Source organism: Bacillus cereus group sp. BfR-BA-01349 (assembly GCF_022663795.1).
Classification (GTDB): Bacteria; Bacillota; Bacilli; order Bacillales; family Bacillaceae_G; genus Bacillus_A; species Bacillus_A cereus.
The window spans coordinates 18,066-44,581 of the sequence record NZ_JAKUGE010000023.1; the positions used below are offsets into that span (position 1 = coordinate 18,066).

A 26,516-nucleotide genomic window follows, 5' to 3' on the forward strand; every position below is an offset into this window, starting at 1 on the left:
TCGGTAAAGGGCTATGAAAATAAGTTTTTCTTCTTTACATCCTTTTGTGAATTTTTTCTATTATATCGGGGTGATGATACTATGTATGATGGGTCTTCATCCTCTTTTTTTAATTGGAGCAATAGTATTAATTATTATGTTAAATGTGATGCAAGGAAATAGCGAAAAGATAAGAAAGATGCTACCGAGCACAATTGTTTTCTTTTTTATGGTAATTTTATTTAATTCGTTATTAACGCATAGAGGTCGAACTACGTTATTTTGGTTAGGTGATGACCGTATTAAGCTTGAGGCGATTATGTTTGGAATAGTAATGGGGTTATTACTAGTTGCAGTTATGTTTACGTTTGCGTCATACAATGATATTATTTCCAGTCATAAATTTTTATATTTGTTTTCAAGAATTTCACCGAAAGTTGCATTGTTAACGATGATTACAGTGAGATTTGTTCCTTTGTTTATAAGGCGATTAAAGAAAATCACACTCGTTCAAAAGACGAAAGGTGTGCAGGTAGATTCAGGTTCGATAATTGAACGCGTCAAAAATGGTATGCAATTGCTGCAAGTATTATTAATTTGTTCATTAGAAGATGCACTGCAAACGGCAGATTCTATGCAAGCTCGTGGATTTGGTGTAACGAAGCGTACGACGTATATTCGCTATAGAATGGAAAGGCGCGATTGGTATACGCTCAGTTATTTAATCATTTTATTTATAGCGGCTATTATATGTAGTAATTATGGCGGGGGGAAATTGATTATTTATCCGAAAGTCGAATCGATTCTATTTCAGCAATACGATGGGATGATGTTTGTCGTATTTACGATGTTTATTAGTTTACCAATCATAATGGAAGGGAGAGAATGGATATGGTGGCGCATGCAGAAATAAACAATTTATCATTTGTATATGCTGATGAAAATGAAAAAGCGTTACAGCATATTTCTCTTTCTGTTCAAAAAGGTGAGTTTATTGCACTTGCTGGAGGATCGGGATCTGGGAAGACGACTTTATTAAAACATTTTAAAAAGGAGTTACTTCCAATTGGTACGCGTTCTGGAGAGATATTTTATGAGGGTGTTTTAATAGAGGAAGTAGCTGATTTGTTATCTGCCCAAGAAATTGGGATGGTATTTCAAAACCCAGAAAATCAGATCGTTATGGATACAGTGATTCAAGAATTAGCATTTTCTTTAGAAAATATCGGATTACCATCACATATTATTCAAAAAAGAATAGCAGAGCTTATTAGCTTTTTAGGATTTCAAGATTTATTGCATCAATCTGTTCACACGTTATCTGGTGGGCAAAAGCAACTTGTTAATTTAGCTGCGGTATTAGTTATGCAGCCGAAATTGCTATTATTAGATGAACCGACAGCGCAGTTAGATCCAATCGCTGCAAAAGAGTTTTTAGGATTATTAAAACGGATTAATGAAGAACTTGGAATTACGATTATTTTAAGTGAACATCGTTTAGATGAAGTTATCCCGCTTGCAACACGCGTTGTTTGTATGGATAATGGCCGTATTATGTATGATGGTAGTCCTAAAATTGTTATTACGGATATGTGGGGAGTAGAAACATTCCGTCCATTTATTCCGCAAATTCCAAGGCTATTTTTAGAGTGGAATGTGAGAGATATTCCGTTTACAGTGCGAGAGGCGCAAATGAAAATGAATGATTTTGCAGCGATATCATATGTAAATGAGCCAATAGCACAAAGTGAAAAGCAAGAGGTAATTTTAAGCGCAGAGCATATTTCGTTCCAATATGAAAAAAATAGTCCGCTTATTTTACGTGATTTATCAGTTTCGATTGAAAAAGGAAAATGGGTAGCACTCGTTGGGAAGAATGGTACAGGTAAGTCTACAATGTTAACGATTTTAGCAGGATTACAAAAAGCGAGAAGAGGGAAAGTAAAGTGGAACGGAAAAGTAATACATAAAATTGATTCGAAAGAACGTTTTAAAAGTATTGGGTATGTATCGCAGCATCCGTATTACCATTTTACATTTGATACAGTATGGGACGAGGTTTATGAACGTGCGCGTGAATTATATGGAGAACAAGGAAGAAAAATTGCAGAAGAGATGTTGAAAAAGTTTTGGTTACATGCGCTTAAAGAACGCCATCCGCATGATTGTAGCGGAGGAGAGCAACAATTACTTGCGCTATGTACAACGTTATTATCAAAGCCAACGCTATTATTACTGGATGAACCGACAAAGGGGTTAGATCCATGGAAGAAAGAAAGAGTAGGAGAGCTATTTAGGAAGCTACAAAAAGAAGGAACAACAATTGTAATGGCGACGCATGACATTGAATTTGCAGCGAAATACGTTGATCAATGTATGATGTTATTTGATGGAACAGTCATTATGAATGATGCACCGAAAGAATTTTTTAGCGGCAACTTCTTTTATACAACATCTATTAATCGATTCATTCGAAAAGAATTGCCATATGCATTAACGTGGGAGGATGTGTACGAAGCGTGTCCAAAAGATATGTTGCATTCATAATATGTATCTTTGCAGTAATAATCGGCACATTACTCTTTACGACACTTGTCATGGACGGTTATTACATGTTAAGTAGTTTGTTTATATTAGCGGTTATTATGTTACCTTTCTATATCCGTTTTGAAAGAAAGGCGTTTGTTTCACGTGAAATTGTTCTCGTTGCTGTATTAGCGGCAATTGCAGCAGTAAGCCGGGTGCCATTTTCTATTTTACCAAGTGTACAACCAACTTCTTTTGTCATTATCGTTTCTGCAATTGTCTTTGGAAGTGAAACTGGTTTTATGATTGGTGCTACAGCAGCAATCGTATCTAATATTTTTTTAGGACAAGGTCCGTGGACACCGTGGCAAATGTTTTCGTGGGGCATGATTGGTTTTATAGCAGGTCTACTTCGTAATACATTTTTTATGAAAAAGCTATGGGGAAGACTTCTTTACGGAGTAATTGTTGGTTTTTTATTTGGCTGGATTATGAATTTCTGGGGCCTTCTCGGTTTTATACGAGAAGCAACGTGGGAAACTGTCATTTCGTATTATATCGCAAGTTTTTACTTTGATTTGAGCCATGCGATTTCGAATGTTATTTTCTTATTACTATTTAGTACTTCATGGATTACGATTCTTACAAGATTTAAAAAGAAATACGGTATATTAGATGAGCATAACGTGACATAGAAAAGCATACTCATATAAGGTAGGGTCGCGACTTACATATTCGTTTGCCTCTTTCATGCTTCTTACATATTGTAAGGAGCATTTTTTTGTCAAAAAATCGATTTAATATACATCCGTTATTATATAAAATTATTTGTATAATGGTAGGTGAGAACTTTTTTCAAAAGGGAGGTGTATAGTTAATGAAGTTAGTTATTCCGAAGCAACATGGTGCATGGGCCATGCTTGTTATTCCTTTTTTATTAAGTGTCATACTTGGGAAACCTACTATTTATCATATTCCATTGTTTTTAGCGTGGTTTTTTATCTATTTAGCCACGTATCCATTTCTTACGTACATAAAGCAAAGACGAAAAAAAGAGTTTTTACAAGCTGCTATTGTTTATTTCAGCATTGCGTTCCTATTTGGGATGATTTCTTTATTATATGAGTGGCGAATTCTTTTATTCGTAATAGTAATGATTCCATTATTTATAGTGAATATGTATTACGCCCGTCAAAAAAATGAAAGAGCATTGCTAAATGATATTTGTGCAATCATTGTGTTTTGTATCGGTGGGTTAATTAGTTATTACTTTTCAATGAAGCAAATCGATCATACAGCTATATTCATTGCACTTATTTCATTTTTATACTTTTTAGGTAGTACGTTCTATGTGAAAACGATGATTCGTGAAAAAAATAACCCGAAGTATCGTCTTATATCTTGGGGATATCATATCGTATTAACGATAATCATATTTGTGATTAATCCGTGGTGTTCTCTTATTTTTATACCAAGTGTCATTCGAGCGATTATGTTGTATGGCAAAAAAATTTCTATTATAAAAGTAGGAATTTTAGAAATTGCTAATTCTGTATATTTTTTAATCATAACGGCAATAATTATGAAGTATGCCATTTGAAAAAACTTCCCATCAATTGATGGGAAGTTTTTAATCTTTTTCTAAAATATGAACGGTGTACTCGCAACGTTGAATAGCTTGTTCAACAGCATAAAGTGATTGTTCAATACGAGCGCGATTAAAATCTTTTTCAACTGTTTCGAGCGCTTCTTCTAAACAATTTTTAGCTTCTTGTAATGATTGAAAAGAATCTTGTACATATCCGCGAGCATTTTGATGCATTTCATAATCCTCCTTGCGTGTTCGTATATGGGTAGTATGAACAGTAAGGAAGAAAATATAATTTGTTATATTTATTTGACAATTAAAGTGGAATTACGTATAGTAAGAATTAAGTGAATATTTTCTTATCCAGAGAGGTGGAGGGACTGGCCCGATGAAACCCAGCAACCGCGATGCAGGTGCTAATTCCAGCAGAACATATTTGTTCTGGGAGATAAGACGAAGATATATACGTAACTTCTTCTTATCGGAGAGGTTTTTTTATTGCAAAAAAACCGATTACGAAAATTTATATTAAGAAGAAAGGGGTTGCGCATTACTGTGACACTCGAAAAATACGTAAAACTGCGTAGTACAGTTTATGAATATATGATAGAGCAAGATAAGCCGATATCATTGTTAGATATTCAAGAACATATCGTTTCGCATCATGAAGGAAAATTCACGAAAAAGATGTTGCATCAATTTTATTTATCAAGATTATTAGACGAACTAAAACTGGATGGGAAAATTACATTAGCTGATGAATATCTCTATGCTGAAAAAGGGGTATTGTATAAGGCGAGAAAAGGGAGCTAAGCTCTCTTTTTTTCTTAAAATAACGGAGTATGTAGAGTAAAAGACTGCTAAAGCAGCCTGATACAGGGAATGGTGTTGAGTGTGTAGTGTCAAAAATTGAATGTGCCTGAAAGAGGCAATTCATATCGGCTGCAAATGAAAAGAGACACCTTCGCCGAATAGGTGTCAGTCGTTTTGTCATATAGACTTGCTATTTGACAGTTATTAGAATAACATACAGGATTTTTGAAGTCAAAAGGGAATTAAAGGAAGGCGTACAATTATGTACGCTTACTTATTAGAAGATATAACGAAATGGATCCCAAAGTACATTGTAGATAAGGGATATGAATATTATGAAGATGGACATGTAGAAGATGTTGAAATACATGATAAAAAAGTGTTTGCTTTCGTTACTGGAAATGCAGGAAATTATGAAGTAGTTATCGATCTCGAAGATTTTTCAGAAAGTAGCTGCGAATGTCCATATGAGAATCTTTGTAAGCATATGGCGGCAGTTGTTTATGATATTCAAGGTGCTGGTGAGAGTGCAAGAGAAACTGAAAGATTTAGAAAAAGAAGAATTACTTATATTATTGAATCGATTATTGCAAAGTTCGAAAAACGTACAAATTTTAGAGAAGTTATTAAAGAAGGGGAAACTTTAACGTATAGAGGGAGTTGTTATGTAGTGAACGTACTAATTGTATACGCTCATCCTAATCCTTCAAGTTTTAACGCGGCGATTTTAAATCATGTGCAAAAAGGACTACCGGAAACAAATCATTCAGTTACGCTGCTTGATTTATACAAAGAACAATTTGATCCAGTCCTCGTATTTAATGAAGAGAAGAAAAGACGTGATTTAGTAAATGAAGAAGAAACAGCTCGGTACAGAACGTTAGTAGAAGAAGCAGATACACTTCTATTCATCTATCCAATATGGTGGTGGGGGATGCCAGCAATTTTAAAAGGATTTATCGATTGTATTTTCGTAGCTGGATTTGCTTATAAATATGAAGGGGCTCTGCCGAAAGGCTTATTGAAAGGTAAGAAGGCGTGGGTGATTAATACGCTAGATTCACCGTTATGGTACGTCGCACTATTATATCGATCAGCAGATTGGATTATGATGAAGAGAGGTGTTTTACGTTTTTGTGGCATTCGCGATATAAAACGTTCAGTGTTTCAATCTGTGAAAACGAGTAAAGTATCAAAGCGTGAAAAATGGTTATTACAAATAGAAGAAAAGGCTCGTACATTATGAATGAAGTCGACCGTATTATAAACTGTGTTCAGTATGACGGCGAACTTTTTCGGAAGTATGTTACGTGTTTACTTCAATTGAAAAAATGTAGTAAAACATTTCAGAGAATTCAAATAGAGTTAAGAAATGACTACTTGATAAGAGGAATTTGTGAAAGAGAAGTTGATGAGGTAGTACAGGGAAGTAAAGAATATGAAATGCATTTTCTTCCTAAAGCGTTACAGTGGAATTTTTTGAGGGAAAATCCACATCTAATTGAAAAAGTGTGTGAAGATTTTTTTGCATTTGAGTCATTACATCTTACGGAGATAGAGTGGGAGAAGGTTATAAATTGCGTGGGAAATAAGTGATTTATTATGTAAAAAAGATAGTATAAAACTAGCTTTTTGTTTAAATAAATAAGAAGCATAGACTAATGATAAAACCCGCATATAGTAAGTTCACAACACAAAATCCCATAATGTCACGAGCACCTAAACCAGCTATCGCTAATGCTGGTAATGCCCAGAAAGGTTGAATTAAATTCGTCCAAGCATCGCCCCATGCAATTGCCATTGCTGTTTTTGCAGCAGGTACACCAAGTTCAGCGCCAGCTGGAATCATAATTGGTGCTTGCACAGCCCATTGACCGCCGCCAGATGGAACGAAAATGTTAACAATGCCAGCACTTAAAAATGTAAAGAGCGGAAAAGTCGTTTCATTTGAAATGCTAATAAAGAAATTAGAAATAGCTCCTCCAAGTGAAAGTCCTTCACTATTTGCTCCAATCATCATGCCCATAATTCCTGCGTAAAACGGAAATTGAAGTAAAATGCCAGAAGCACTTTTCGTAGAGTCTGAAAAAGCGCGAATATACTGAATCGGAGTACGGTGGAAAATAAGACCTGCAATTAATAACATAAAAATCACGATATCGAGAGTAAGGTTAAAACCTTTCGTATAAAAGTAATTGAAAATATAAATGAGACCTAACAATCCAACGCAAAGTGTAATAATAATGCTATTTTCCATCTTTTCAGCGAATGTATTTTTTTCTACTTCTTGAGCAGCGGCTTCTTCATGGAACACGCTAGGATCTACAGTTATCGTATGTTTTTCATCTGGATGCATCGCCTCTTTAATACGTCCAGCAGTCGTTTTAATTAACGTTTCACCGCCTGTTGCTAACGTAAGAGGGATAGAGGCAGAAAGACCCGCATGCCAAATGAGAAATCCAGAGTAAGAAGAGGCGATTGCTAGTCTATAATCTAATCCGTCCAGCTGCCTTGCCACTTCTTTTGCGTATAAAACAGATACAACAATTCCAAAGCCCCAGTTTATGTATGCACCAAGTAAACTTACAATTGAAATGGCAATAATGCCTTGTCCATTCGTTTTTGGTAGTCTGGCAGCTTTCGTTAATCCCTTTTTAATAAGAGGAGCATTTGCTAAAGCAGATCCAGTCACGAGTACAAGTGCCATTTGCATAGAAAAGGCGAGGAGGCCCCAAATTCCATTACCCCAGTGATTAATCATTTCTACAGGGGTTTGGTGAGTCGCAAACATACCAAAGAAGATAACAAAAACAGTTAGTAAACATGATAAAATAAACGGTTCTGGCAAGAAGCGTTGCACTAAGGCGACGCAACCATTTGTAAAGGAACGAAACAAAATAGATCACCCTCCTTATGTATATGTATTACAATTATTCGAGGTTGTTTAGGAGATAACCTCCAACATAAAGAAAATTCAGATATTTGCAGGGTGGTAATTTATTGATAGGTTGATATAGAGCCTTGTATCAGATTCTGCTTTTAATATACTAGAAGAATACGGTTGGAAATGGGGTAGCACTTATAGGGATAGTATAGAGAAAGGTTACTAGCTGGCTTCAAAGCAACTGTTGCAAAGGGAGAGGAGATTCAATACAATAGTGTTGCATTACATGAGAAATATGTTTAAGCACAAACCTAGCTAAAAATGTTTATACAAATACACTTAAAATTGATGGGGGAATTATGATCAAAAGTTTTTATCTTTTAAAGCCTAAAATGTTTACGGCAGATATGTATTATAAAGTTTTTGTTACAGGTGACTGTATATATTTTATAAAGATTGGCGGACAGTTTCATAGTCGACATGCTTATAAAAAACAATTACCTGGTATTTCAGAGCTATTGTTTTTGTTTTGGTTCAAAAAAATTGAGAAAAAACAATTAAACTTAGAAACTGAAATAGATACAAAAATACATACTGGCAATATACATGAACTCTTGCAATTAAAGAATACCTTTTCAATTGAAATAAATACAATTGAAGAGGTACTATTAAATAAACGAGGAACGTTTCATACAGGTTTTAATGATAATGGAACAATTTCCTTTATGTTAAAAAATGGTCAAAAAATAAAGTTCATCATCCCGGAAGAAACTTTATTTTCATCTATAGAAGAAATTTTCGACCAATATGAACAGACAATCTTTGTAAGGGAAGTGTTTTAACGAATTCTCCAAAAGGTGTGGATGTATTAGTTAAACACTTAATTAAACATGTAAACTGCTTATATAAATTTTGATAGGCGTGTTATAAGCAGTTATTCTTTCAGCATTTTCTAAATGATGGGCAATATCAACATACATATTTGAGTAAGTCGAATGTATTTCATTACTTGGCGTTGCGTTAGAAGAGAAATGAACGATTACCATATTTGCTTTCGGATCGATGTAAAGTGTTTGTCCGTAACTACCTAACACTTCAAAAGCACCTTGTTCATTGTGCGGAATCCACCATTGATTATGATAAGAAATGGAAGCTCCAGGGCCAATTGCAAGTTCACCTTCTTGGACATTTTTTACACTTTCTGTAATAGAAGAAGGGAGAATTTGTTTTCTGTTATATTCTCCATTGTTTAATAGTAATTGCCCAAATCTCGCCATATCTCTAGCAGTTGCATTTAATCCAGCACTAGCTTGTTCTACTTTTGTTTCATCTGTAACGTAATACGCGTTTTCTTCCATACCAATTTGAGACCAAATTCGTTCACTTACATTTTCTGCTAGTGATTTACCAGTAATAGTTCTAATAATCCAAGCGAGCGTTTCTGTTGATCCGTTATTGTAAGAAAAGGAAGAACCAGGCGGTGCAGTTTCTTCGGCTTCTCGTAACATATCATAAATTTTCATCGGACCGTCGTAATTTTTGCCGCGGGGTAAAATATTGCTAGCTAAATATAATTGTGCATCTTGATTTTCTAGCCCAGGCTGCTCATATCCGTGGGTCGGGTATTCTGCTGAAACTTGCATGTCCATTAATTGCTGAAGTGTGGCATAACCGAACGGTGTGTTTTTTAATTCTTTTATGTAAGTGTCAGCTGTTTTTTCTAAGTCAATACGATTCTCTTCAGCGAGAGATTGTATAATTGCCCCGGTAAAGACTTTTGCTAATGATGCCATACCATGAGGTTCATTCTGTTTATACCCATTGAAATATCGTTCGTAAACAAGTTGTCCATTATGTACAACGACAAAAACATCTGTTTTGTTATCGTCTAAAAGTTTTTTTAGAGGAGTTGTATTTCCGAATCTACGCTCCACAGCAAAATCGTCTAAGTTTTGCAATGCGGAAGGGAAGTGAGCAATTTGGTCAGGATTGTTTTTTACGTTATTAACTAAAGTGAATTCTTTCATATGGGTATATGACCAACGTAAGTAAGGGTCATTTAACCAGTTTTCTTTTGTCACATTATGTTTTGATGAGGTCGTTTTATTTTGTTTGAAGTAAGTAAACCCAAGCCCTGTAATTACAAATATGAATGTTAGTATAAGTAAGAGTAGGGGAGATTTTTTTAGTTTCATATATGGCCCTCCTTTTTATTTCTACTATAAGTATACGCTCGTCTTGAAAGAAATACAAAATAAGGAAAGTAAACGGGGAAGTTTACTTTCCTTATTAACGTTAAGCGGAAATTTTTCCGTCTGTAGGTTGTTTCTTGAATTTTTGTTTTCGTCCGTGTAATCCATAATATAAAAGTAAAGTGAACGCAACGATAATAGCTGCGATAAAATACATATTATGATAACTGGATTTCGCTGCGACAATACCTAAAATGAAAGAACCAAAGCCAATACCACTATCAAAGAATGAGAAATACGTAGCTGTCGCAGAACCACGTCTATGGTTTGGAGCGGCAGAAATCGCAATCGTTTGGAAACTCGGAATTAATGTTCCGTAACCTAAACCAATTAGCATACCTGCGCCAAGGAACCAAAATGAAGTTTGTGCTTGGCTTAATATGAACATTCCGATTGTGAAAATAATGATAGCAGGGTAAACGAGTACATTTTCACCGAAGCGATCAAAAATCTTTCCTGTAAATGGACGAGAAATGACAACAACAAGTGCGTATAAAATAAAGAAGTAACTTGCAATTTCACTTAAACCGAGTTCTTTCGCATAAATAGGAATAAAGGATAAAATACCACTATAAGAAAAGGCTAAAACAAATCCTGTAAGTGCAATTGGAATAGAAGATGGTTCGATTAAGTCTTTCCATTTCATTTTTTCACGTTTTTGTTTGCTAACAGGTGCTTCGTGTGGAATATCTACAAGTAGTCCTAATAAAAATGCAAGTAATGAAAATACGGAACAAACGATAAATAACACAGTAAACGAAAAATGAGAAATAATTGTTAAACCTAAAAAAGGACCAATTACCATCGGCAGACTCATAAATACGCCGAAATATGCAAGTGCTTCGCCTCGTCGATGAGCTGGCGCAACATCAGTTACGATCGTACCAGTAGCTGTCGTTGCCATCCCGAACCCAATACCGTGTAAGAAGCGAAGGGCAAGTAATAAGAATAAACTTTGCGCACCGAAATACATAACAGTAGCGGCTAAAAATAATGAAAGTGAAATAAATAATATTTTCTTTCTTCCTAAATCATCGAGCCATTTTCCTGTGAATGGTCTACATAAAACAGAAGAAATAAGAAACACAGTTGCAACTAAACCAATTTCCTCAGGTTTTCCTTTTAGGCCGTCTATTACATAGACAGGCAGAGTAGTCATAAGCATGTAAAATGTTAAGAAGAGAAATAGACTACTAAAACAAGTTCCGAGGAAATCCTTCGTCCAAAGTTTCTCACTTTGCATCGTCATCCCTCCAATTTAATCTAAATTTTTAATAATTTGTTGTAACACTTGAAATGCTTGATGTAAATCATCTTCATTAATACCTTCTAGCGTTTTTTCTTCGAAAGTATCAACTTCTTCTTGCCATATTGGAATCATCTTTATCGCTGTTTCGGATAAAGAAATGAGCTTCTCACGGCGATCTTTACCTTCTGTACGAATAATCCATCCCATCGTTTCCATACGTGTTAATGTACGAGTCATCGTTGGTGATTCAACATTTAAATACTGGCACAATTCTGTTTGCGTACAAGAACCAGTTTGATTAATGCGGAAAATAACAGCCCATTGCGCACTAAATAACCCTGTTGGAGATACACGTTCATTAAATTTCTTCGTAAACTTTCGAGAAGTCTGGCTGACGATGTGAAAAAAATGTTGTTTTTCGTCCATGTATTTTGATCCTTTCAAATTAGTTACCTAGCTAACTATATACTTTTTTATAATAATTGTCTAGTAATAGACATGTTGATTTATGTAAAAAATTCTTATAGGTTTTATGTTGCGAACGTACATTCTACGTGCTATTCTTTAATTAAGTAAAGAATTTTCTTTCTATTAAATAGAATGGGGGAACTTGTGATGATTAAGCCTGCAACAATGGAGTTTGTTTCACTATCGAACGGAGAAACGATTGCATATCAGGAAGTTGGAAGGCGAAATACAGATATTCTTGTACTCATTCACGGGAACATGACATCGTCACAACATTGGGATTTAGTTATTGAAAAGTTGCAAGATCAATACCATATTTACGCTCTTGATTTAAGAGGGTTTGGACAATCAACGTATAATCAATCGATAGATTCATTACAAGACTTTGCAGAAGATGTAAAATTATTTATCGACGAGTTAAAGCTAGAGAAATTCTCATTAATGGGCTGGTCAATGGGCGGTGGCGTTGCGATGCAATTTACAGCGAATCACCCAACTTTTGTAGAAAAGTTAATTTTAGTAGAATCAGTAGGAATGAAAGGTTACCCAATCTTTAAAAAAGATACGAATGGGCAGCCGATTGTATCAAGTTTAGTAAAGACGAAAGAAGAAATTGCACAAGATCCAGTACAAATCGCTCCAGTATTAGACGCGATAAAAAATATGAACAAACTATATTACCGTACAGTATGGAATCTATTAATATATACGCATAACCAACCTGAACCGGACCGTTATGAAAAGTATTTAGATGATATGTTAACGCAACGTAATTTCGTAGATGTGAATTATGCGCTCATTACATTTAATATTTCAGATGAACATAATGGGGTTGTAGAGGGAAGTAAGCAAATTCATCGTATTAAAGCGCCAACACTCGTCATACAAGGCGATAGAGATTATGTCGTACCCCAAGTAGTCGGTGAGGAATTAGCGAAACATTTGCCAAATGCAGAGTTGAAGGTATTAGAAGATTGCGGACACTCGCCGTTTATTGATTGTTTAGATGTATTTATAAAACATGTAGAGAATTGGTTAGAACAGAAATAATCCTCGAAATGAAAGGTATTGCATATACTATAACATTGTAGGTAAAAGGGGAGATTATCAATGCATCAACCATTTTTCATCGCTTATTCGCCATATAATCATTACGCATATACAAAAATGATGATAAACCCGCTGTATATGCAAGTTTCGCCAGCTGTAGTTCCTTTACAAATGCAATATCCGCAGCCACCAATCGCTAACGCACAGCAATACTTATATGAAACTGCTTTTTATAAACATCCATACTTTAAGCAATTTCATAACAATGTGAAAGCGCAAGTTTGGGAAGGATAAGATAACAAGCTAAAAGGTTCATTCTTTTAGCTTGTTTTTTATTGTGAATATCCGTACACGCATTTGCAGAAACAGTTTATAATGAAAAGTGGAAGCGTGAGAAGGAGAGGGAAAGGGATGTCAATGCGTTTTACTTTTTGGATTATGGTTGGGATTGTAGCAATCTCAGGTTTATCACAAGGAATGCTCTTACCTGCCATTGCAATGATTTTTGAACAAGAAGGGGTTAGTTCAAGTATTAATGGTATTCATGCGACGGCATTGTACATTGGGATATTAGTCATTTCGCCGTTTCTTGAAAAACCGATGCAAAGGTTTGGAATGAAGCCGATTATTGTTATAGGTGGGTTTCTCGTTATTATTTCATTATTCTTTTTTACACAAACATTTTCGTTTTGGGTATGGTTTATCCTTAGATTTCTAGTTGGAGTCGGAGATCATATGCTTCATGTCGGAACACAAACGTGGATCACGACAACATCAGACCCAAGTAAAATAGGGAGACAAGTATCGATATACGGTGTATTCTTTGGAATTGGTTTTGCCGTTGGCCCGTATTTAGCAAGCACTGTGCAGTACGGTCTTGCAACGCCATTTATTATATCTACTGTACTTTGTTTAATAGGTTGGCTTTTACTACTTCCAACAAAAAATGCATTCCCAGCGCAAGATGAAAGAGAAGCGAAGAGTGAATCATCATTTTCTCGTTATAAACAAGTTGTTGGATTAGGATGGATTGCACTGCTAGGACCACTTGCATATGGCGTACTTGAAGCAATGCTAAACAGTAACTTACCAGTATATGCACTTCGTAAAGGGTGGTCTGTTTCAGATGTATCCTTCTTATTACCAGCATTTGCAGTTGGGGGTATTATTACACAAATTCCGCTCGGTATATTGAGTGATAAATACGGAAGGGACCGTATATTAACGTGGACGTTTAGCATAAGTACGGGCATTTTTCTACTTGCCGCCGTATTTGATCAATATTACTGGATCGTCTTTGCCTGCATGCTTTTAGCGGGTATGGTTATTGGATCGTGCTTCTCTTTAGGGCTTGGATTTATGACTGATTTATTACCGAGACATTTACTACCGGCAGGTAATATATTATCCGGAATCGCTTTTAGTTTAGGAAGTATTATGGGACCTGTATTAGGCGGCGTATTTATAGAAAAAATACAGTATACAAGCTTTTTTATTGCGGTTATGATTATAATGGGAATTCTCGCAATGTTATATATGGTCTACATGAAAAATCAATTTGCATCAAGAAAAATAGAAAGTAGGTTAGGGCATGACAAAACAACCTAATAAAAAGAAATTTGAAGTACTTGAAAATGAAACAATTACAGACTGCTTAGCACGTATGGAACAAGAAGGCTACGCTCCGTCTCGTCGTATGGAAGAGCCAATCTTTCATGAAGTAAAGAAAGACGGCAAAACAGTAGTTGAGCCGTGCGGTAGGAAGATTGTTTTTGAAGGGAAATTGAAGTAATCCAATAACAAATTTTCTTTATAGTATAGAGCCATCCAATAGTTGGATGGCTTGTTTTTTTATTAATCAATGAAGGAATTGAATAGAATGAATCTCTCGTTCATTTCTCCTAATGGGCTTCTTTATATGGGACAAAAGATTGCTACTTTTTTCGTATATTGGTAAAATAAGTTCTTGGGTCTTACTTATTGTTATCGGTATAATGTTTGTCGCTTGAATGAAAGAAATTAGTTGCAAAAATTTCGCACTATGTAAAGGGGTACAGCAACGATCCCTTTTTTGGAGGCACCTTAAACATAAAGCGAGAGAAGAGGCTATATGAACGATTCTCCTATCTTGTTTAAATATTAAACGAGTTATTGCAATTGGAATAGGTATATCAAACTAGTCGACATCCTGATGGATTATGTTTTTCTAGTAATCTATTACTTCTGATGGAATCGATAGATTGCTAGAAAGCGGAAAACAATTATTAGTATATTCCGAAGCAGGTGTAACAGAGTGTCCTTCCATAATTAAGGGTAAAACCAAAATACGTTTTTTTAAAGAATGATTTGTTAGAACAGGTTATAAGGAATAAAACAGAAAAGAGGATCACATGTTAGATACTTTACAGAGAAGTAAAAAGTTTTTTTTAGTATGTCTTATTTTTTTAGTGCTTTTAACCGCTTGTAGTAATACAGATGTTAAGACATCTAAAGCTTCATTACCACCGGCTGAATCCAATATAGATACATCATTAAAAGCACCGAATTGGGTAGATAAAAGTCCTATCCAACAGTCTCCTAATTTTACGGAAGATAAAAAAGTACAATCGGTTGTGAATTTAATAGCAACGGGTGATAATTTATATCATGACGCAGTAATTAAAGATGGCAAACAAAAAGACGGTTCATATGATTATAATTATATTTATGAAAATATCAAAAAAGCTGTTAAATCAAGTGATCTTGCTATAGTGAACCAGGAGACTCCGATTGCCGGAAATAATTTAAAAGTACAAGGATATCCGACTTTCAATACACCTGAAGAAGTAGGCCAATCTTTAGTGGACACTGGATTCAATATAGTGACGCAAGCGACAAATCACGCTATGGATATGGGTATTAAAGGTGTTGCGAATACAAGAGAATACTGGAAGAAATATCCGGATGTTATCCCAGTAGGTATTAATGAGAGTAAAAACGAGCGTAATGAAATAAAAACGATTACAAAAAATGGTATTCGTTTTGCGTTACTAAATTATACATATGGTACGAATGGAATTAAAATTCCAGCTGATAAGTCTCGGGCTTTAAATTTAATTGATAAAAAAGCGATACAAAATGATGTGGAAAAGGCAAAGAGTAGCTCTGATATGGTGATTGTTATGGTGCATTGGGGAGTAGAATATACCTCAACACCTTCAAAGCAACAAAAAGAAGTTGCTCAATATTTAACAGATTTAGGTGTAGATGTAGTAATTGGAAATCATCCACATGTAATTCAACCAATTGAGTGGAAACAAAATAAAGATGGACATGAAACGCTAATCTATTATTCTCTTGGAAATCTTATTTCTGCGCAAGAAAAATTAGAAACATTGGTTGGAGGATTATCTTATGTACAATTTGTTAAGTATGAAGATAAAACTTTTGGTATACGACAAGCGGCAATCGTACCGACAGTAACCGACTATGCTGATGGTAAGAAACAATTTAAAATTCAATTTTTAAAAGATTATTCGGATGAAAATTCTAAAAAACATGGAATTAAAAAATTTGTCGGCCCGGTTTCTTTGAAGGATTTCAAGGAGATTCCTAGAGACGTGTTGGGAAATTGGTATAAAGACTAATAAACAAAAAGGGAATGAGATACAATTAAAAAATTTATAATTTTAGCATTGGTATTAGCAATGGGATGGAGTCTTGCTGCTTGTAGTGGAAAGCAAACATCTCAGGAAACTACTAATAATAACGATAAAAATAAAAATGAAATACATGCGAAGAAAAAAGATGTTTTACCTATCTCTGATGTTAATGATTGGAGAATTATCCTTGTAAATAGAGAGCATATGTTATCAAAGGAACTAGGAATTGAATTAACAAGTATCACTCAAAATGCGAAGCCAAATATGAAAATAGATAGTAGAATTGCAACTTCCTATCAGGATATGGTAGCAGCTGCAAAAAAAGAGGGAATCAATCTTTATTTAAGATCAGGTTATCGAGCTATAAAATTACAACAAACTTATTATGATGCTTCAGTTAAAAGCTATAAATCTCAAGGTTTGTCGGATAAAGAGGCTAGTGCTAAGGCATTGGAATATCTTCAGTATCCTGGTGCAAGTGAACATCATACTGGATTAGCGTTAGACATTATTTCAGTTGAATGGCAAAATACTGTAGAAGATTTAAATGCAAAATTTGAAACTACCGATGCATTCAAATGGTTAGATAAGAATGCTGCAGAATATGGGTTTACTCTCCGCTATCCAAAAGATAAAGAGAATATTACTGGCATTAAGTATGAGCCATGGCACTATCGTTATGTAGGAAAAGAAGTTGCCGTTTATCTAAAAGAAAAAGGGTTAACTTTAGAAGAATATAACGAAAAAATTAAGTCTGGTAAGTAAAAATATGCTTTAATTTTATTAAACATTATGCACTGCTACAAGAAAAGGTGAATCTAAGGATGTGTTAACCTTCCACCTAGTATTGTAAAAACTGAGTATGATAATTTGAGCACGTACGAACCAGTTATCGTGTAAAAAGATGTATGTATTAAGAAATTAAAGTTAAGGATCTGATATTCATATCAGATCCTTTTTCTATCGTTCTTTTAAGAGCGACTGAGCCAAAATATTGGAATGAATATAGAAACAAAACAGCCCAAGGAATAGTAAAACGAGTCCGGGAGCCTACTCGTACGCTTCATTGGGATTATCCAGAAATAGTTGTTTATGAAATAAGAAAGAACTGGTCTTACTCTCAAGCAAGGATTTAATACGAATGAATTGGATAAAAGGTAATAATAAATACATAGTCATATTGATTAAAGTTTCACTTTATTGAAGAAAAATGCGAAAGCCATTCATAAAATATGGAAATGTTAAAATCCCTTTGATAAAATAGCAATATGTAAAAATAATTATTTGTTAATTCTTAATGTAATGAATATTCATGTTTAAATATACGAATTTAACTACATAGTTATTGCGCTAAAGGGGGAGAAAGATGTTAGATGAATTGTACAATGCTTTTTTAAATGCGTCTGGTTTTACAGAAAGTGCGAGGAAACGAGATCGGTATGATGATTTACATGATTATTTAAAAGATAAAGAAAGAGAGTTAAAGCAATTCATTCAAGATGCTGAATCAGCGAAGAGAGATTATGAGAGTAAAAGTAATGGTTTAGAAGCTAATAAAATTCCGGCAGTTGAATTTGAACAAAAACGTCATGAAAAGGATGAAGAATTACATACATTAGTATCCTATTTTAAAAGTGCATTAAGCGATGTTGGATCTGCAAAAAGTACAGCTTATGCAAAGTATTTGGAATATAAAGCGAAAGCAGAATCAGAGAAAGCGTCAGCATACGCTGCAGCGACCAAGGCTTTTGAAGAAAAGAAAAAGGAATTTGAAAAACTTATCCATTAAGCATACAAAGAATGGAGGGAACGAACATGAGTGGTAAAGAGGTTGAAATTATAGGAAGTAACACTGCAAGTGCCATTTCTTACGCACAAAACATTGAAAATGGTATGAAGGATTCTTTAAACCAAGCGAAAGACTTAAAAGCATATGTCACAGGTGCGAAATGGAATGGAAAAACGAGAGATGCATTTTTAAGTTATCTTGATTTGATCATTCAATATAATTCAGAAATGGTAGAGGCATTTGAAGGACATACGAAAGCTTTGAAAGAGTTAGATAAAAGCATTCAAACGTACGGAGATAAATCGGAAGTAAGGGCGATAAAACAACTGTGATGGAGAAACGAGGGATAAAAGAATGGGGAAAGAAATGAGTTTTGCACCTGCTGAATTATATGTTCTCGCAGGTGCAGCTGGGGTTACCGATATATTTGGATTGCCAAACCGTGACGCAATTATTTTACTTGATGCAGAATGTGTCACGAAAGCAACTACGAGTTTAAAAGAAAAAGGCCTACTTACAAGTGAAAATGGAATTACCCCTGCAGCTTTTCAAATAATTGAACTATTAAAGGAATATGAAAATTGTCATGAATACACGAGAATGAATAATGTATTAATTGGCTTTTTAAAAGAGGATAAAGACCGAGTGGCTGTATTAACAGAAATAGAACCAAATAAAAAATACGAGATCGACTACATACCAAAGCCGGACGTATATTTTTCATTATTAACACGCATTCCTTTCTTATTGAGAGAACCGAGGGAAATAGAAGATACATTTTTCTCAAAGAGAATGACAGAGGCAGAACAAAAAACATTTGAGGAAAAAGATTTATCAAATAAAGACGTTATAGCGATAGAAACGTATACGAGGCCTCGAAGTAATAGAGGAGGAAAATGGGAATGTTTCTTATATTTTACTGAAGGAGAAGATTTCGTTCAAATCGATGTAGATCGTAATCAATATGACTGGGTGAGCCTCTATGCGATTAATAAGAAATTGTATGACGTGTTAAAAATGCCATATAAAAAGTTAATTGACCCGAGACAATTCTCGTTAGGAGGTATTCAATAATGCAAGTATCAATGGGAGATAGTGGTTCTGGTGGTGGAGAAGAAGTATTAGTTAATTTTCAAGAACTACTTGATATAGTAATGAAGTTAGAAAATATATATAAAATCCATGTAGACGTCATTGGAACGAATATTGAGAGTTTATTAAGCTGTGATTTTTATCAAAAAGGTGAAGCGATGAGAGTAATTGAAAAATATCCTGATATATTACACAAAACACTAGAATTGGCTGAACACTATTCTAGGTCAGCGACAGTTGTAGGAAATGTATGTGTAGAAATGCTTGAAAAGGACGAACAATTACGTGAAATATTAAGTAAGTTGTAGAAATCACCATACGGCTGGGGGGATGAAAACGAGATGGATGTGAAATATGGACCTGAACCATGGCAAAACATGGGGGATGGTATGAATCGAATTACAAAAGATGCACTCATGAAATTACGGGAAGCAAATGAATCATTAAAAAGAATTGATGGAAGAATACGAGATTTAGACTCGGATGGTAGTACCCATTTTAATCCTAAAGATCAATCGCAAAAAATCGGGGAATTACTTGATAGCTATTCGACATTACAAAAATATTGCGGAGAAGCAGGGCGATTAGTCTCTGAACATATAGATAAACCTGTTTTAATAGAAATGGATAAATTCGCTCAAAAAATGAGAGATACATCTATTCTCAGTTTTGAAACAAATAACCGAATTGGCTCTACAACAACGACAGTATTACCAGGTGCGCATGCAGGCTACGGAAGTGTACCACAAACAATACAGAAGAAGAAAGATAAAAGAAGATATTTTTAGAGATTCACCTGCATTTGATAACGTACTGAGAGGGGAATACAAAGAACTAAAAAAACAAAATCCAGATGCAAAACTAAATTATGAAGAATATAAGAAAGTAGTCCCATCCACACGAGGATTTGAATACAAATCGATAGAAGATGAACAGAAAAAACTAGAAATGGTGCGAGACATAGGAATAGGCCTAGGAATCATCATCACAACAATCCTTTGCCCACCACTCGGGGCCGCTGCCGCAGTAGTATACGGAGGTGTACAAATAAAAAGCGGTATCGACGGAGAAGACTGGGGAACACACCGGAAATTGAGCCAAGAAGAACGCACAGCAAACATCATTTTTGGCGGATTAGATGCAATCCCAGTTGTTGGAGCAGTAGGAAAAGGAGTAAAAGCATTCAAAGGCACGAGTGAATTAGCTGATTTAGCCAAAATATTAAAATTCAAAGACGGAATGCCTGGTTTTAATCCAAATTTGGGTGGAAATGTGGTACAATCGCTTAAGGAAAATAATCTATTAAAAAATTTAAAAATACAAGGTTGGAAAACCGTAGATAAGATTAATGATGCGGACTACTTCATTAAAGGTCTAGTGGCAAAAGGTGTGGACTCCGTAACCCCATTCGCTAAAGGTGTAGAAATCATGCCAGATGGAAGTGTCGTTAGATCTGGAACGAACTATAGCGGGAAATTCCAAGAAGCCCATGATGCCTCAAAGGCGAGTATTCAGAGTAGGATCTCGAATTTGGAGAGTGGTGGGGTTAAGGGTACGGGTGAAACGGTTAAGAAGATAGGTGATATTAATGATCCTATTAGAACATATCGTGGTGCTGATTTAGGTAAGCTAGAGGCTAAATATACTGCGGATCCTCGCTTAACTGTTGAGATGCCCTATGTTGGTAAAGGGCAAAAAAACACCAATGCAGAGGGTTGGTTACGCGATAAAGATTTTTATTGGAAAGAGATGTTAGAGAAGTACCCAGAAGCGTTTAATAGGTCAAATAGACAAAAAATAGAATTAGGATTCGCACCTATAAACAATCCAACGTTTAGAAAACATTTTCCCCAATATGATTTAAAAGAATTATATAATGACACTTTAATACATCATCACATTGGTGGTGGTGGTCAAGCTGTGGCTGTACCCTCAAAGCTACATCCAGGTTTAGGAGGGATTCATAATGCTGAGAAAAGCGCAGGAGTTTGGGGAAATGACCAAAAATATGCTGAACTATTAGAAAAATTCTTAGAAAAGTAAGGGTGATTATTTTGGTAATGAAGGATGCTATGAGCAAATATTTTAATTTAAGAAAAGAATATTTTGATAAAGGGTTAGATTTTTTATTTAAAACGCCATATAACGAAGAAGTTGATTCATTTATATATCAGGGTGAAATGGATGATGAAGAAGAAATTTCATGGAAACCTATTGAAAAAAATAATAAGAATGATTTAACGAAGATTGAGGAAAGATTTGAAATTAAACTGCACACTTCAATTGATGATTATTTTAATTCTTATTGGTTTGCTGATTTAGATGGATTTATTGGTAATCATTATATTAGGCTAGAACCTGTATTACCAAATATTGAATTGGATTCCTTCGAAAGTAATTTAGAAGGGTATAAAAACAATCATAATAAGGTTGATAAGACTCCAATAGGTGTAGAGGGGAACGGTTTGATAGTTGTTTTAGATAATGTAAGTGGTAAGGTTGAATTGGAGGATTTTGAACGAGGTTCATTTGAAGAGATTTCGGATAGTTTAGATGAGTTAATTGCTAGTTTAAAGTTACAAAAATAATATACTAAGAACATTTATATGAAAAAATGTCTGATATGAAGTGTAGCCCAAGTGTTAGATATAATTGGACTGCAGTTTTTTATAGAAAGATGTAATATAAAATCAAGCGAAGACCTACAAAATTTATGCTACTAAAAAAACATATGAACTGAAAGCACTTGATTGTCAATTAAAGGCAACAAGTGCTTTTTTGAGTTTTAGCGTAGAAATAATGTGGTAGGATGACGCTTATCAACTTGCTAAGGGTAGTGGAGGTTCAGGAGTTAGTAAGGAAGGTAGTGTGGCTAAGGGTACGGGTGAAGCTACACCTAAAAAGAAAAGTGTACCGGATTGGCTTAAAGAGCGATGGGAAGCAGGGAATAATTTTAATAAGGAAAATCGTCCTCGTTACCCTTATAATGAGGTAGAGTTGGAAGCAAAAGAAGTAGGGGGTAAAAAATACGTAGTTGACTCATATGCGCACAATAAGGAAATAGTATCTAGAAAATTCACTCAACTTAGTGAAGTGCAAGAAAAGACAGCTAAGAGTTATTTAAATGAAATTACAAAAAAATATCCTTCAGGTTCTAAAATATCAAATGGTCCTTTTAATCCTAACGCTCTCAAAGGGGGGCGGCTTAAAGGTGAGTTAATATTAGAAGTACCAGTTCAAAATAAACCAATTCCGCAAACGATTCTTGATGAAGCAACAAAAAATAGGATTATTATTAGGGATATTAAAGGGAAGGTGTATAATTGACTATGAAAATTTATTATTGTGACGAATGGTCGGACATTAAAAAGAAGCCTTGGAATATTTTAGATGACCGTGATGCATACACATACCATCAAAAACATGAACCATATACGGCGGTATTAACTGAAGATGAAAACCTTAAGTATATTGTAAATGTTACAAATGAATGGGTTTTGGTGGGATTTTATGATGACTTGATTCGTAAGTATTTAAATTATGATTTTGAAGTTGTGAGTGACAGTAAGATATTTTTAAGAACAGCTACGTATTGGGAATATGATGATGAAACTGATACAGAAGTAAGTAGCTTGATTTTTGGATTCCGAGAAAATGGCTATATAGCAATGGAAAAAAGGGATTTAAAGACCGGCTTAGTCGAGGAGCGTGAGATTAGCGATACCCTTGAAAGAAACTGGGATGTATTTCCTGAATTTGGTCATTATATTCATTTGTGTAGAGAGGAAAGATAATGTTTTTAGGAGCACTCTATAGTGCCAAAGCTATCTATAAGAAAGGTGTTATATATCACTAACACATAAGGCAAGCGAACTAAAGATAATTAAAGTATTGAATTAGAAAAAAGAAAAACGATATATTTGAAAATAGAGACTCCATGAAGGTAATACCATCATGGAGTGCTGTGTGCAATGATAGAATAGAAAACGAAGTACGAGCTTAGGCGAGATGACATTTTACATGGCGATGAATATAAACACATGGAATGTACATTAAACTAACGAACTCGTAAAAACTCGTAAGTTTTAACGTAGTAGTTGTCATGGCATGTAAAAGGTGTCGTACTGTTAATACAAAACTTACAGATCTTATAAATCTTACAAATTTATGCTACTTAAAAACATATGAACTTAAAGCACTTGATTGTCTATTTGAGGCAACAAGTGCTTTTTTGTGTTTTAGAGTAGAAATAATGTGGTACAATCGCCTAGGGAAAATAAGACTTTAAAGAATGCACTAGATGCTATGAAAAATACTCCTATTCCAGTAGCGGTTAGGATGGTGGATACTGGAATAGGAGTGAAGCTTCCTTCAACTGTTGGAGAAGTAACTGGAAAGTTTTCAAAGGCAAGTACGGTAACTAAGGATGACGTTTATCAACTTGCTCATGGGCATAGTAAATTAGAAGGAAGTAATAAAACTAGCGGAGTGGGTAATAATAGCTCGCGTACTGACGAAATTGGAATCAAATTTAAACGTAATCGGAAACATAATGAAGATGAGTTTATATGACAATTAAAAAACCAAGAAGATGGACTGGGAAAATTGACAGTTTATGAGTTTATTTAGAATCGGAACTAATTTTTAAAATATGGGAGATCAAAACAAGCAAATTCAGCTCAAAGATTAACACGAAAACAAGCTGTGCAAGATAAAATTGATGAATTTATGGAAGAAGGTTTTTCATTTAGGGAAGCAGAAGAGCAAGCTTTAAAGTGGATAAAGGATAAAGCTACATTACATGACCCAGATCAAATTGCGGGTGGAAATCCATTAAAAATAACTGGCATGGGTGATTCTAGAATTAATTCATCAATAGGTTCGCAGTGGAAAAGCAGGATTGGTAATGTGGATAAGGAAATTAGACGAGTTGCTGACACCTTATCAGAGGAAGAAAAAAATTTGACATATCTTAATGTTAGATTGAAATCGGAGTAGGGGGATACTATGGAAAATATAAATGATTTTATATCTTTCGAAAAACCATCAACAGAGGTTATTGAAAAGTATACAGGGAAAGTTCCAGATCAAATAATAGATTTATGGAAATGCTATGGGTTTGGGAGTATGTTAAATGGATACTTAAGAGCAATAAACCCAGAAAAATATTTAGATATATTAAAGGAAAGTTATATCCGTTATGAAGAAGCTATCCCAATTTTTACAACAGGTATGGGAGATATTCTTGTGTGGGAAAATAACTATTTATTATTACTTAAGTATCGAAAAGGTACGGTAGATGTAGTAGCTGGAAAATTTAAGTTTTTCTTTAAAAATACGAAAGATGATTATTTTTTAGAGAAAGCATTGGATTGGAAGCATTATCAGGAGGCATTAAATAAATACGGAAAGCTTGAAATTGATGAATGTTTTGGTTACACACCTTTACTTGCACTAGGTGGACCAGAAAAAGTAGAAAACTTACAAAAAGTCAAACTTATCGAGCATGTTTATTTAATTACTCAATTTATGGGGCCGATAGAATAATGAAAGAAGAAACTGGAAGGTGGATTAATCCTCTTTCAGTTTTTTTATTTAAAAGGCTATTAATGTAAATGAAGCTTTAAAAGATACGATTGAGTTAATGTTATAATATAGAAATGTGGTAACGAGAAACTTGGGTTAAATTTATAAAAAGTAATTTTTTATGAATTAAGGCTAACATAAATTCCTAGTATTATATAATTGAAAATACATTAGCAAAAGGTGCGGACTCCATATCCCCAATCTTTAAAGATGTAGAAATACTGCCAGATGGAAGTGTCGTTAGAACTGGAACGAACTATAGCGGGAAATTCCAAGAAGCCCATGATGCCTCAAAGGCGAGTATTCAGAATAGGATCTCGAATTTGGAGAGTGGAGGGGTTAAGGGTACGGGTGAGACTCCTAAGATAACTGAGATAAAAGAGAAAGATCTTGGGAAGCACATTATTAAAGGGAAAAATGGAAGGAAAGAACTTGCGCCAAACGTGCGTTATATTACTGAGAATGGTTATAAATATACAACAGATGAGCTTGGTAGAATAGTAGATGTTGAGGCAGGAGAATTAATACTTCAAAAAGGAAAACGAAACACAGGAATGCAAGTGGCTGCAGGAAGAGAAGATAGATTGCCGGATGATGATGGTGGGCATTTGATAGGGACGCAATTCCATGGATCCGGTGACATTGATAATTTAGTCGCTCAAAATAAACAGATTAATCGTTCGGGTGGAGAATGGTATAATATGGAGAAAGAATGGGTTAATGCATTAGGTGGGAAGCCTCCTAAAAAAGTATCAGTAAAAATTGAACCAGTATACTTAGGTTCATCACTAAGACCAAACTCATTTAAAATAAATACCAAATTGAAGGCCAACGTAAGGTAATACGTGAAATACTTAATAAAACAGGAGGTTGATGTAAAAGTGTTCGAATTAGAATTAAATAAAATCTATCAAAATATAGCGCAAAAAATAAATGATACAATTCCCGTAGAATGGGATATCTTTTATTTTAATGCAGAGATTTATAACCAAGAGGGTGGGGTATTATTCTTTTTCAATACCCCAGATAGATCGGATGAATATATATATTCCCATGATATACCAGATGTATTTAATGTGAGTGAAAAAGAATATGATAAGACATATGATGAATTATTTCATTTAAGTGTAGAGTTACAGGAAATATTTATAAAAAATAATCAGGAACCTTGGTATTCTTTTGATATGATTGTGACATCTGAGGGGAAAGTAAAAATTTATTATGGGTATACTAAATGGTATCAATCTACTTTTGGATCGAATGACCGAGTGGATTATTTTGAATATAAATATTTAGGGAAGAAACCTAGTAATGAAAATGAGCGAAGAAAATTCGAAGAGATGAAAGAATATGAAGAGAAAAATAAATCTTAAAATATTTTTTTGTTAAATTAAGGAATGTATTATTAGCGAGTAAATATGTAAAATATCCAAATTAACTAGCTTTAGTTGGACTATTGAAAAAAGAATAGTGACGGATTAATGTTACTTATAGAACATATGAAGTTAAAGCACTTGATTGTCTACTTGAGGCAACAAGTGCTTTTTTGCGTAGAAATTTAACAGATCACTATAATTTTATTATGTAAACTTTTTACAT

The 26,516-nt window shown here is 34.5% G+C and carries 29 protein-coding genes, 4 pseudogenes and 1 riboswitch; of the genes and pseudogenes, 28 read left to right on the top strand and 5 right to left on the bottom strand.

The window, feature by feature from the left end; all coding sequences use genetic code 11:
- The first annotated feature begins 13 nt into the window (after window positions 1-13).
- From MR169_RS14325 to MR169_RS14340, 4 genes are all read left to right on the top strand, one after another.
- Window positions 14-892, top strand: a complete 879-nt coding sequence (locus tag MR169_RS14325) for an energy-coupling factor transporter transmembrane component T (RefSeq protein WP_242319582.1) — start codon at window positions 14-16, stop codon at window positions 890-892.
- Complete coding sequence (locus MR169_RS14330) at window positions 865-2,526, top strand: ABC transporter ATP-binding protein (protein WP_242319583.1); 1,662 nt, start codon at window positions 865-867, stop codon at window positions 2,524-2,526. The genes MR169_RS14325 and MR169_RS14330 overlap by 28 nt, the downstream gene beginning before the upstream one ends.
- Entirely contained in the window at window positions 2,499-3,200 is a 702-nt protein-coding gene (locus MR169_RS14335; protein WP_000044901.1) for an ECF transporter S component, read from the top strand. The genes MR169_RS14330 and MR169_RS14335 overlap by 28 nt, the downstream gene beginning before the upstream one ends.
- A 182-nt stretch (window positions 3,201-3,382) precedes the next feature.
- Window positions 3,383-4,105, top strand: a complete 723-nt coding sequence (locus MR169_RS14340; protein ID WP_098616826.1) for a YwiC-like family protein — start codon at window positions 3,383-3,385, stop codon at window positions 4,103-4,105.
- Window positions 4,106-4,135: 30 nt separating this feature from the next.
- On the opposite strand, the gene MR169_RS14345 is transcribed toward MR169_RS14340, so the two are convergent.
- Complete coding sequence (locus MR169_RS14345) at window positions 4,136-4,327, bottom strand: hypothetical protein (RefSeq protein ID WP_000554032.1); 192 nt, start codon at window positions 4,325-4,327, stop codon at window positions 4,136-4,138.
- A gap of 122 nt (window positions 4,328-4,449) precedes the next feature.
- A riboswitch (SAM riboswitch) is annotated at window positions 4,450-4,548 on the top strand.
- A gap of 100 nt (window positions 4,549-4,648) precedes the next feature.
- On the opposite strand from MR169_RS14345, the gene MR169_RS14350 reads away from it, so the two are divergent.
- The 4 genes and pseudogenes from MR169_RS14350 to MR169_RS14365 all read left to right on the top strand — a co-directional run bounded on the left by MR169_RS14350 (window position 4,649) and on the right by MR169_RS14365 (window position 6,502).
- Entirely contained in the window at window positions 4,649-4,906 is a 258-nt protein-coding gene (locus tag MR169_RS14350) for a hypothetical protein (RefSeq protein WP_000171476.1), read from the top strand.
- 262 nt (window positions 4,907-5,168) lie between these two features.
- A pseudogene (locus MR169_RS14355) lies at window positions 5,169-5,553 on the top strand (SWIM zinc finger family protein).
- A 23-nt stretch (window positions 5,554-5,576) separates the two neighbouring features.
- Complete coding sequence (locus MR169_RS14360) at window positions 5,577-6,152, top strand: NAD(P)H-dependent oxidoreductase (RefSeq protein ID WP_137074337.1); 576 nt, start codon at window positions 5,577-5,579, stop codon at window positions 6,150-6,152.
- Complete coding sequence (locus MR169_RS14365; RefSeq protein ID WP_025966666.1) at window positions 6,149-6,502, top strand: hypothetical protein; 354 nt, start codon at window positions 6,149-6,151, stop codon at window positions 6,500-6,502. Before MR169_RS14360 ends, MR169_RS14365 begins: the two co-directional genes overlap by 4 nt.
- Before the next feature lie 40 nt (window positions 6,503-6,542).
- Here the strand turns inward: MR169_RS14365 and MR169_RS14370 are convergent, their stop codons facing one another.
- On the bottom strand, window positions 6,543-7,802 hold the full coding sequence (locus MR169_RS14370; protein WP_242319584.1) for a short-chain fatty acid transporter: 1,260 nt from the start codon (window positions 7,800-7,802) through the stop codon (window positions 6,543-6,545).
- A gap of 347 nt (window positions 7,803-8,149) precedes the next feature.
- On the opposite strand from MR169_RS14370, the gene MR169_RS14375 reads away from it, so the two are divergent.
- A complete protein-coding gene (locus MR169_RS14375) occupies window positions 8,150-8,632 on the top strand; it encodes a hypothetical protein (protein ID WP_061663351.1) in 483 nt (160 codons plus the stop codon).
- A gap of 42 nt (window positions 8,633-8,674) precedes the next feature.
- Here the strand turns inward: MR169_RS14375 and MR169_RS14380 are convergent, their stop codons facing one another.
- The 3 genes from MR169_RS14380 to MR169_RS14390 form a co-directional block, all read right to left on the bottom strand.
- Entirely contained in the window at window positions 8,675-9,985 is a 1,311-nt protein-coding gene (locus MR169_RS14380) for a serine hydrolase domain-containing protein (RefSeq protein WP_242319585.1), read from the bottom strand.
- A gap of 100 nt (window positions 9,986-10,085) precedes the next feature.
- Window positions 10,086-11,285, bottom strand: a complete 1,200-nt coding sequence (locus MR169_RS14385) for an MFS transporter (RefSeq protein ID WP_001190318.1) — start codon at window positions 11,283-11,285, stop codon at window positions 10,086-10,088.
- 15 nt (window positions 11,286-11,300) lie between these two features.
- Entirely contained in the window at window positions 11,301-11,717 is a 417-nt protein-coding gene (locus MR169_RS14390) for a MarR family winged helix-turn-helix transcriptional regulator (RefSeq protein ID WP_000343675.1), read from the bottom strand.
- A gap of 189 nt (window positions 11,718-11,906) precedes the next feature.
- Between MR169_RS14390 and phaZ the strand changes: the two genes are divergently transcribed.
- From phaZ to MR169_RS14485, 19 genes and pseudogenes are all read left to right on the top strand, one after another.
- Window positions 11,907-12,809, top strand: coding sequence for an intracellular short-chain-length polyhydroxyalkanoate depolymerase (gene phaZ / locus MR169_RS14395; protein WP_000594881.1), 903 nt, complete (start codon window positions 11,907-11,909; stop codon window positions 12,807-12,809).
- A 60-nt stretch (window positions 12,810-12,869) separates the two neighbouring features.
- On the top strand, window positions 12,870-13,103 hold the full coding sequence (locus MR169_RS14400; RefSeq protein WP_000554161.1) for a hypothetical protein: 234 nt from the start codon (window positions 12,870-12,872) through the stop codon (window positions 13,101-13,103).
- 117 nt (window positions 13,104-13,220) lie between these two features.
- Complete coding sequence (locus MR169_RS14405) at window positions 13,221-14,417, top strand: MFS transporter (RefSeq protein ID WP_000062803.1); 1,197 nt, start codon at window positions 13,221-13,223, stop codon at window positions 14,415-14,417.
- Entirely contained in the window at window positions 14,401-14,601 is a 201-nt protein-coding gene (locus MR169_RS14410) for an NETI motif-containing protein (protein WP_000166303.1), read from the top strand. Before MR169_RS14405 ends, MR169_RS14410 begins: the two co-directional genes overlap by 17 nt.
- 598 nt (window positions 14,602-15,199) lie before the next feature.
- Complete coding sequence (locus MR169_RS14415) at window positions 15,200-16,435, top strand: CapA family protein (RefSeq protein WP_242319586.1); 1,236 nt, start codon at window positions 15,200-15,202, stop codon at window positions 16,433-16,435.
- Between the two features lie 48 nt (window positions 16,436-16,483).
- The gene (locus MR169_RS14420; RefSeq protein WP_000241995.1) at window positions 16,484-17,215 is read left to right on the top strand and encodes a M15 family metallopeptidase; all 732 of its coding nucleotides are present in this window, start codon (window positions 16,484-16,486) and stop codon (window positions 17,213-17,215) included.
- A gap of 601 nt (window positions 17,216-17,816) precedes the next feature.
- Window positions 17,817-18,239 (top strand): hypothetical protein, encoded by a 423-nt coding sequence (locus MR169_RS14425; protein WP_000883455.1) that lies wholly within the window; start codon window positions 17,817-17,819, stop codon window positions 18,237-18,239.
- 26 nt (window positions 18,240-18,265) lie between these two features.
- On the top strand, window positions 18,266-18,571 hold the full coding sequence (locus MR169_RS14430; protein ID WP_000014535.1) for a WXG100 family type VII secretion target: 306 nt from the start codon (window positions 18,266-18,268) through the stop codon (window positions 18,569-18,571).
- 22 nt (window positions 18,572-18,593) lie between these two features.
- Window positions 18,594-19,313, top strand: a complete 720-nt coding sequence (locus MR169_RS14435; RefSeq protein WP_000514119.1) for a DUF5081 family protein — start codon at window positions 18,594-18,596, stop codon at window positions 19,311-19,313.
- The gene (locus MR169_RS14440) at window positions 19,313-19,639 is read left to right on the top strand and encodes a hypothetical protein (protein ID WP_001198201.1); all 327 of its coding nucleotides are present in this window, start codon (window positions 19,313-19,315) and stop codon (window positions 19,637-19,639) included. The genes MR169_RS14435 and MR169_RS14440 overlap by 1 nt, the downstream gene beginning before the upstream one ends.
- A gap of 33 nt (window positions 19,640-19,672) precedes the next feature.
- A pseudogene (locus MR169_RS14445) lies at window positions 19,673-21,374 on the top strand (hypothetical protein).
- Between the two features lie 29 nt (window positions 21,375-21,403).
- Entirely contained in the window at window positions 21,404-21,919 is a 516-nt protein-coding gene (locus tag MR169_RS14450; protein ID WP_002101116.1) for a SecY-interacting protein Syd, read from the top strand.
- 280 nt (window positions 21,920-22,199) lie between these two features.
- Window positions 22,200-22,658, top strand: coding sequence for a hypothetical protein (locus MR169_RS14455; protein WP_001051895.1), 459 nt, complete (start codon window positions 22,200-22,202; stop codon window positions 22,656-22,658).
- Window positions 22,659-22,660: 2 nt separating this feature from the next.
- The gene (locus tag MR169_RS14460) at window positions 22,661-23,125 is read left to right on the top strand and encodes a hypothetical protein (protein ID WP_242319597.1); all 465 of its coding nucleotides are present in this window, start codon (window positions 22,661-22,663) and stop codon (window positions 23,123-23,125) included.
- A 460-nt stretch (window positions 23,126-23,585) separates the two neighbouring features.
- Complete coding sequence (locus tag MR169_RS14465; RefSeq protein ID WP_000250842.1) at window positions 23,586-23,903, top strand: hypothetical protein; 318 nt, start codon at window positions 23,586-23,588, stop codon at window positions 23,901-23,903.
- Window positions 23,904-23,996: 93 nt separating this feature from the next.
- Window positions 23,997-24,329, top strand: a pseudogene (locus MR169_RS14470) (polymorphic toxin type 15 domain-containing protein); the annotation flags it as partial.
- Between the two features lie 9 nt (window positions 24,330-24,338).
- Complete coding sequence (locus tag MR169_RS14475) at window positions 24,339-24,878, top strand: T6SS immunity protein Tdi1 domain-containing protein (RefSeq protein ID WP_000427863.1); 540 nt, start codon at window positions 24,339-24,341, stop codon at window positions 24,876-24,878.
- A gap of 260 nt (window positions 24,879-25,138) precedes the next feature.
- Window positions 25,139-25,791, top strand: a pseudogene (locus MR169_RS14480) (DNA/RNA non-specific endonuclease).
- Window positions 25,792-25,798: 7 nt separating this feature from the next.
- Window positions 25,799-26,290, top strand: coding sequence for an immunity protein YezG family protein (locus MR169_RS14485; protein ID WP_000462361.1), 492 nt, complete (start codon window positions 25,799-25,801; stop codon window positions 26,288-26,290).
- Window positions 26,291-26,516: the final 226 nt, after the last annotated feature.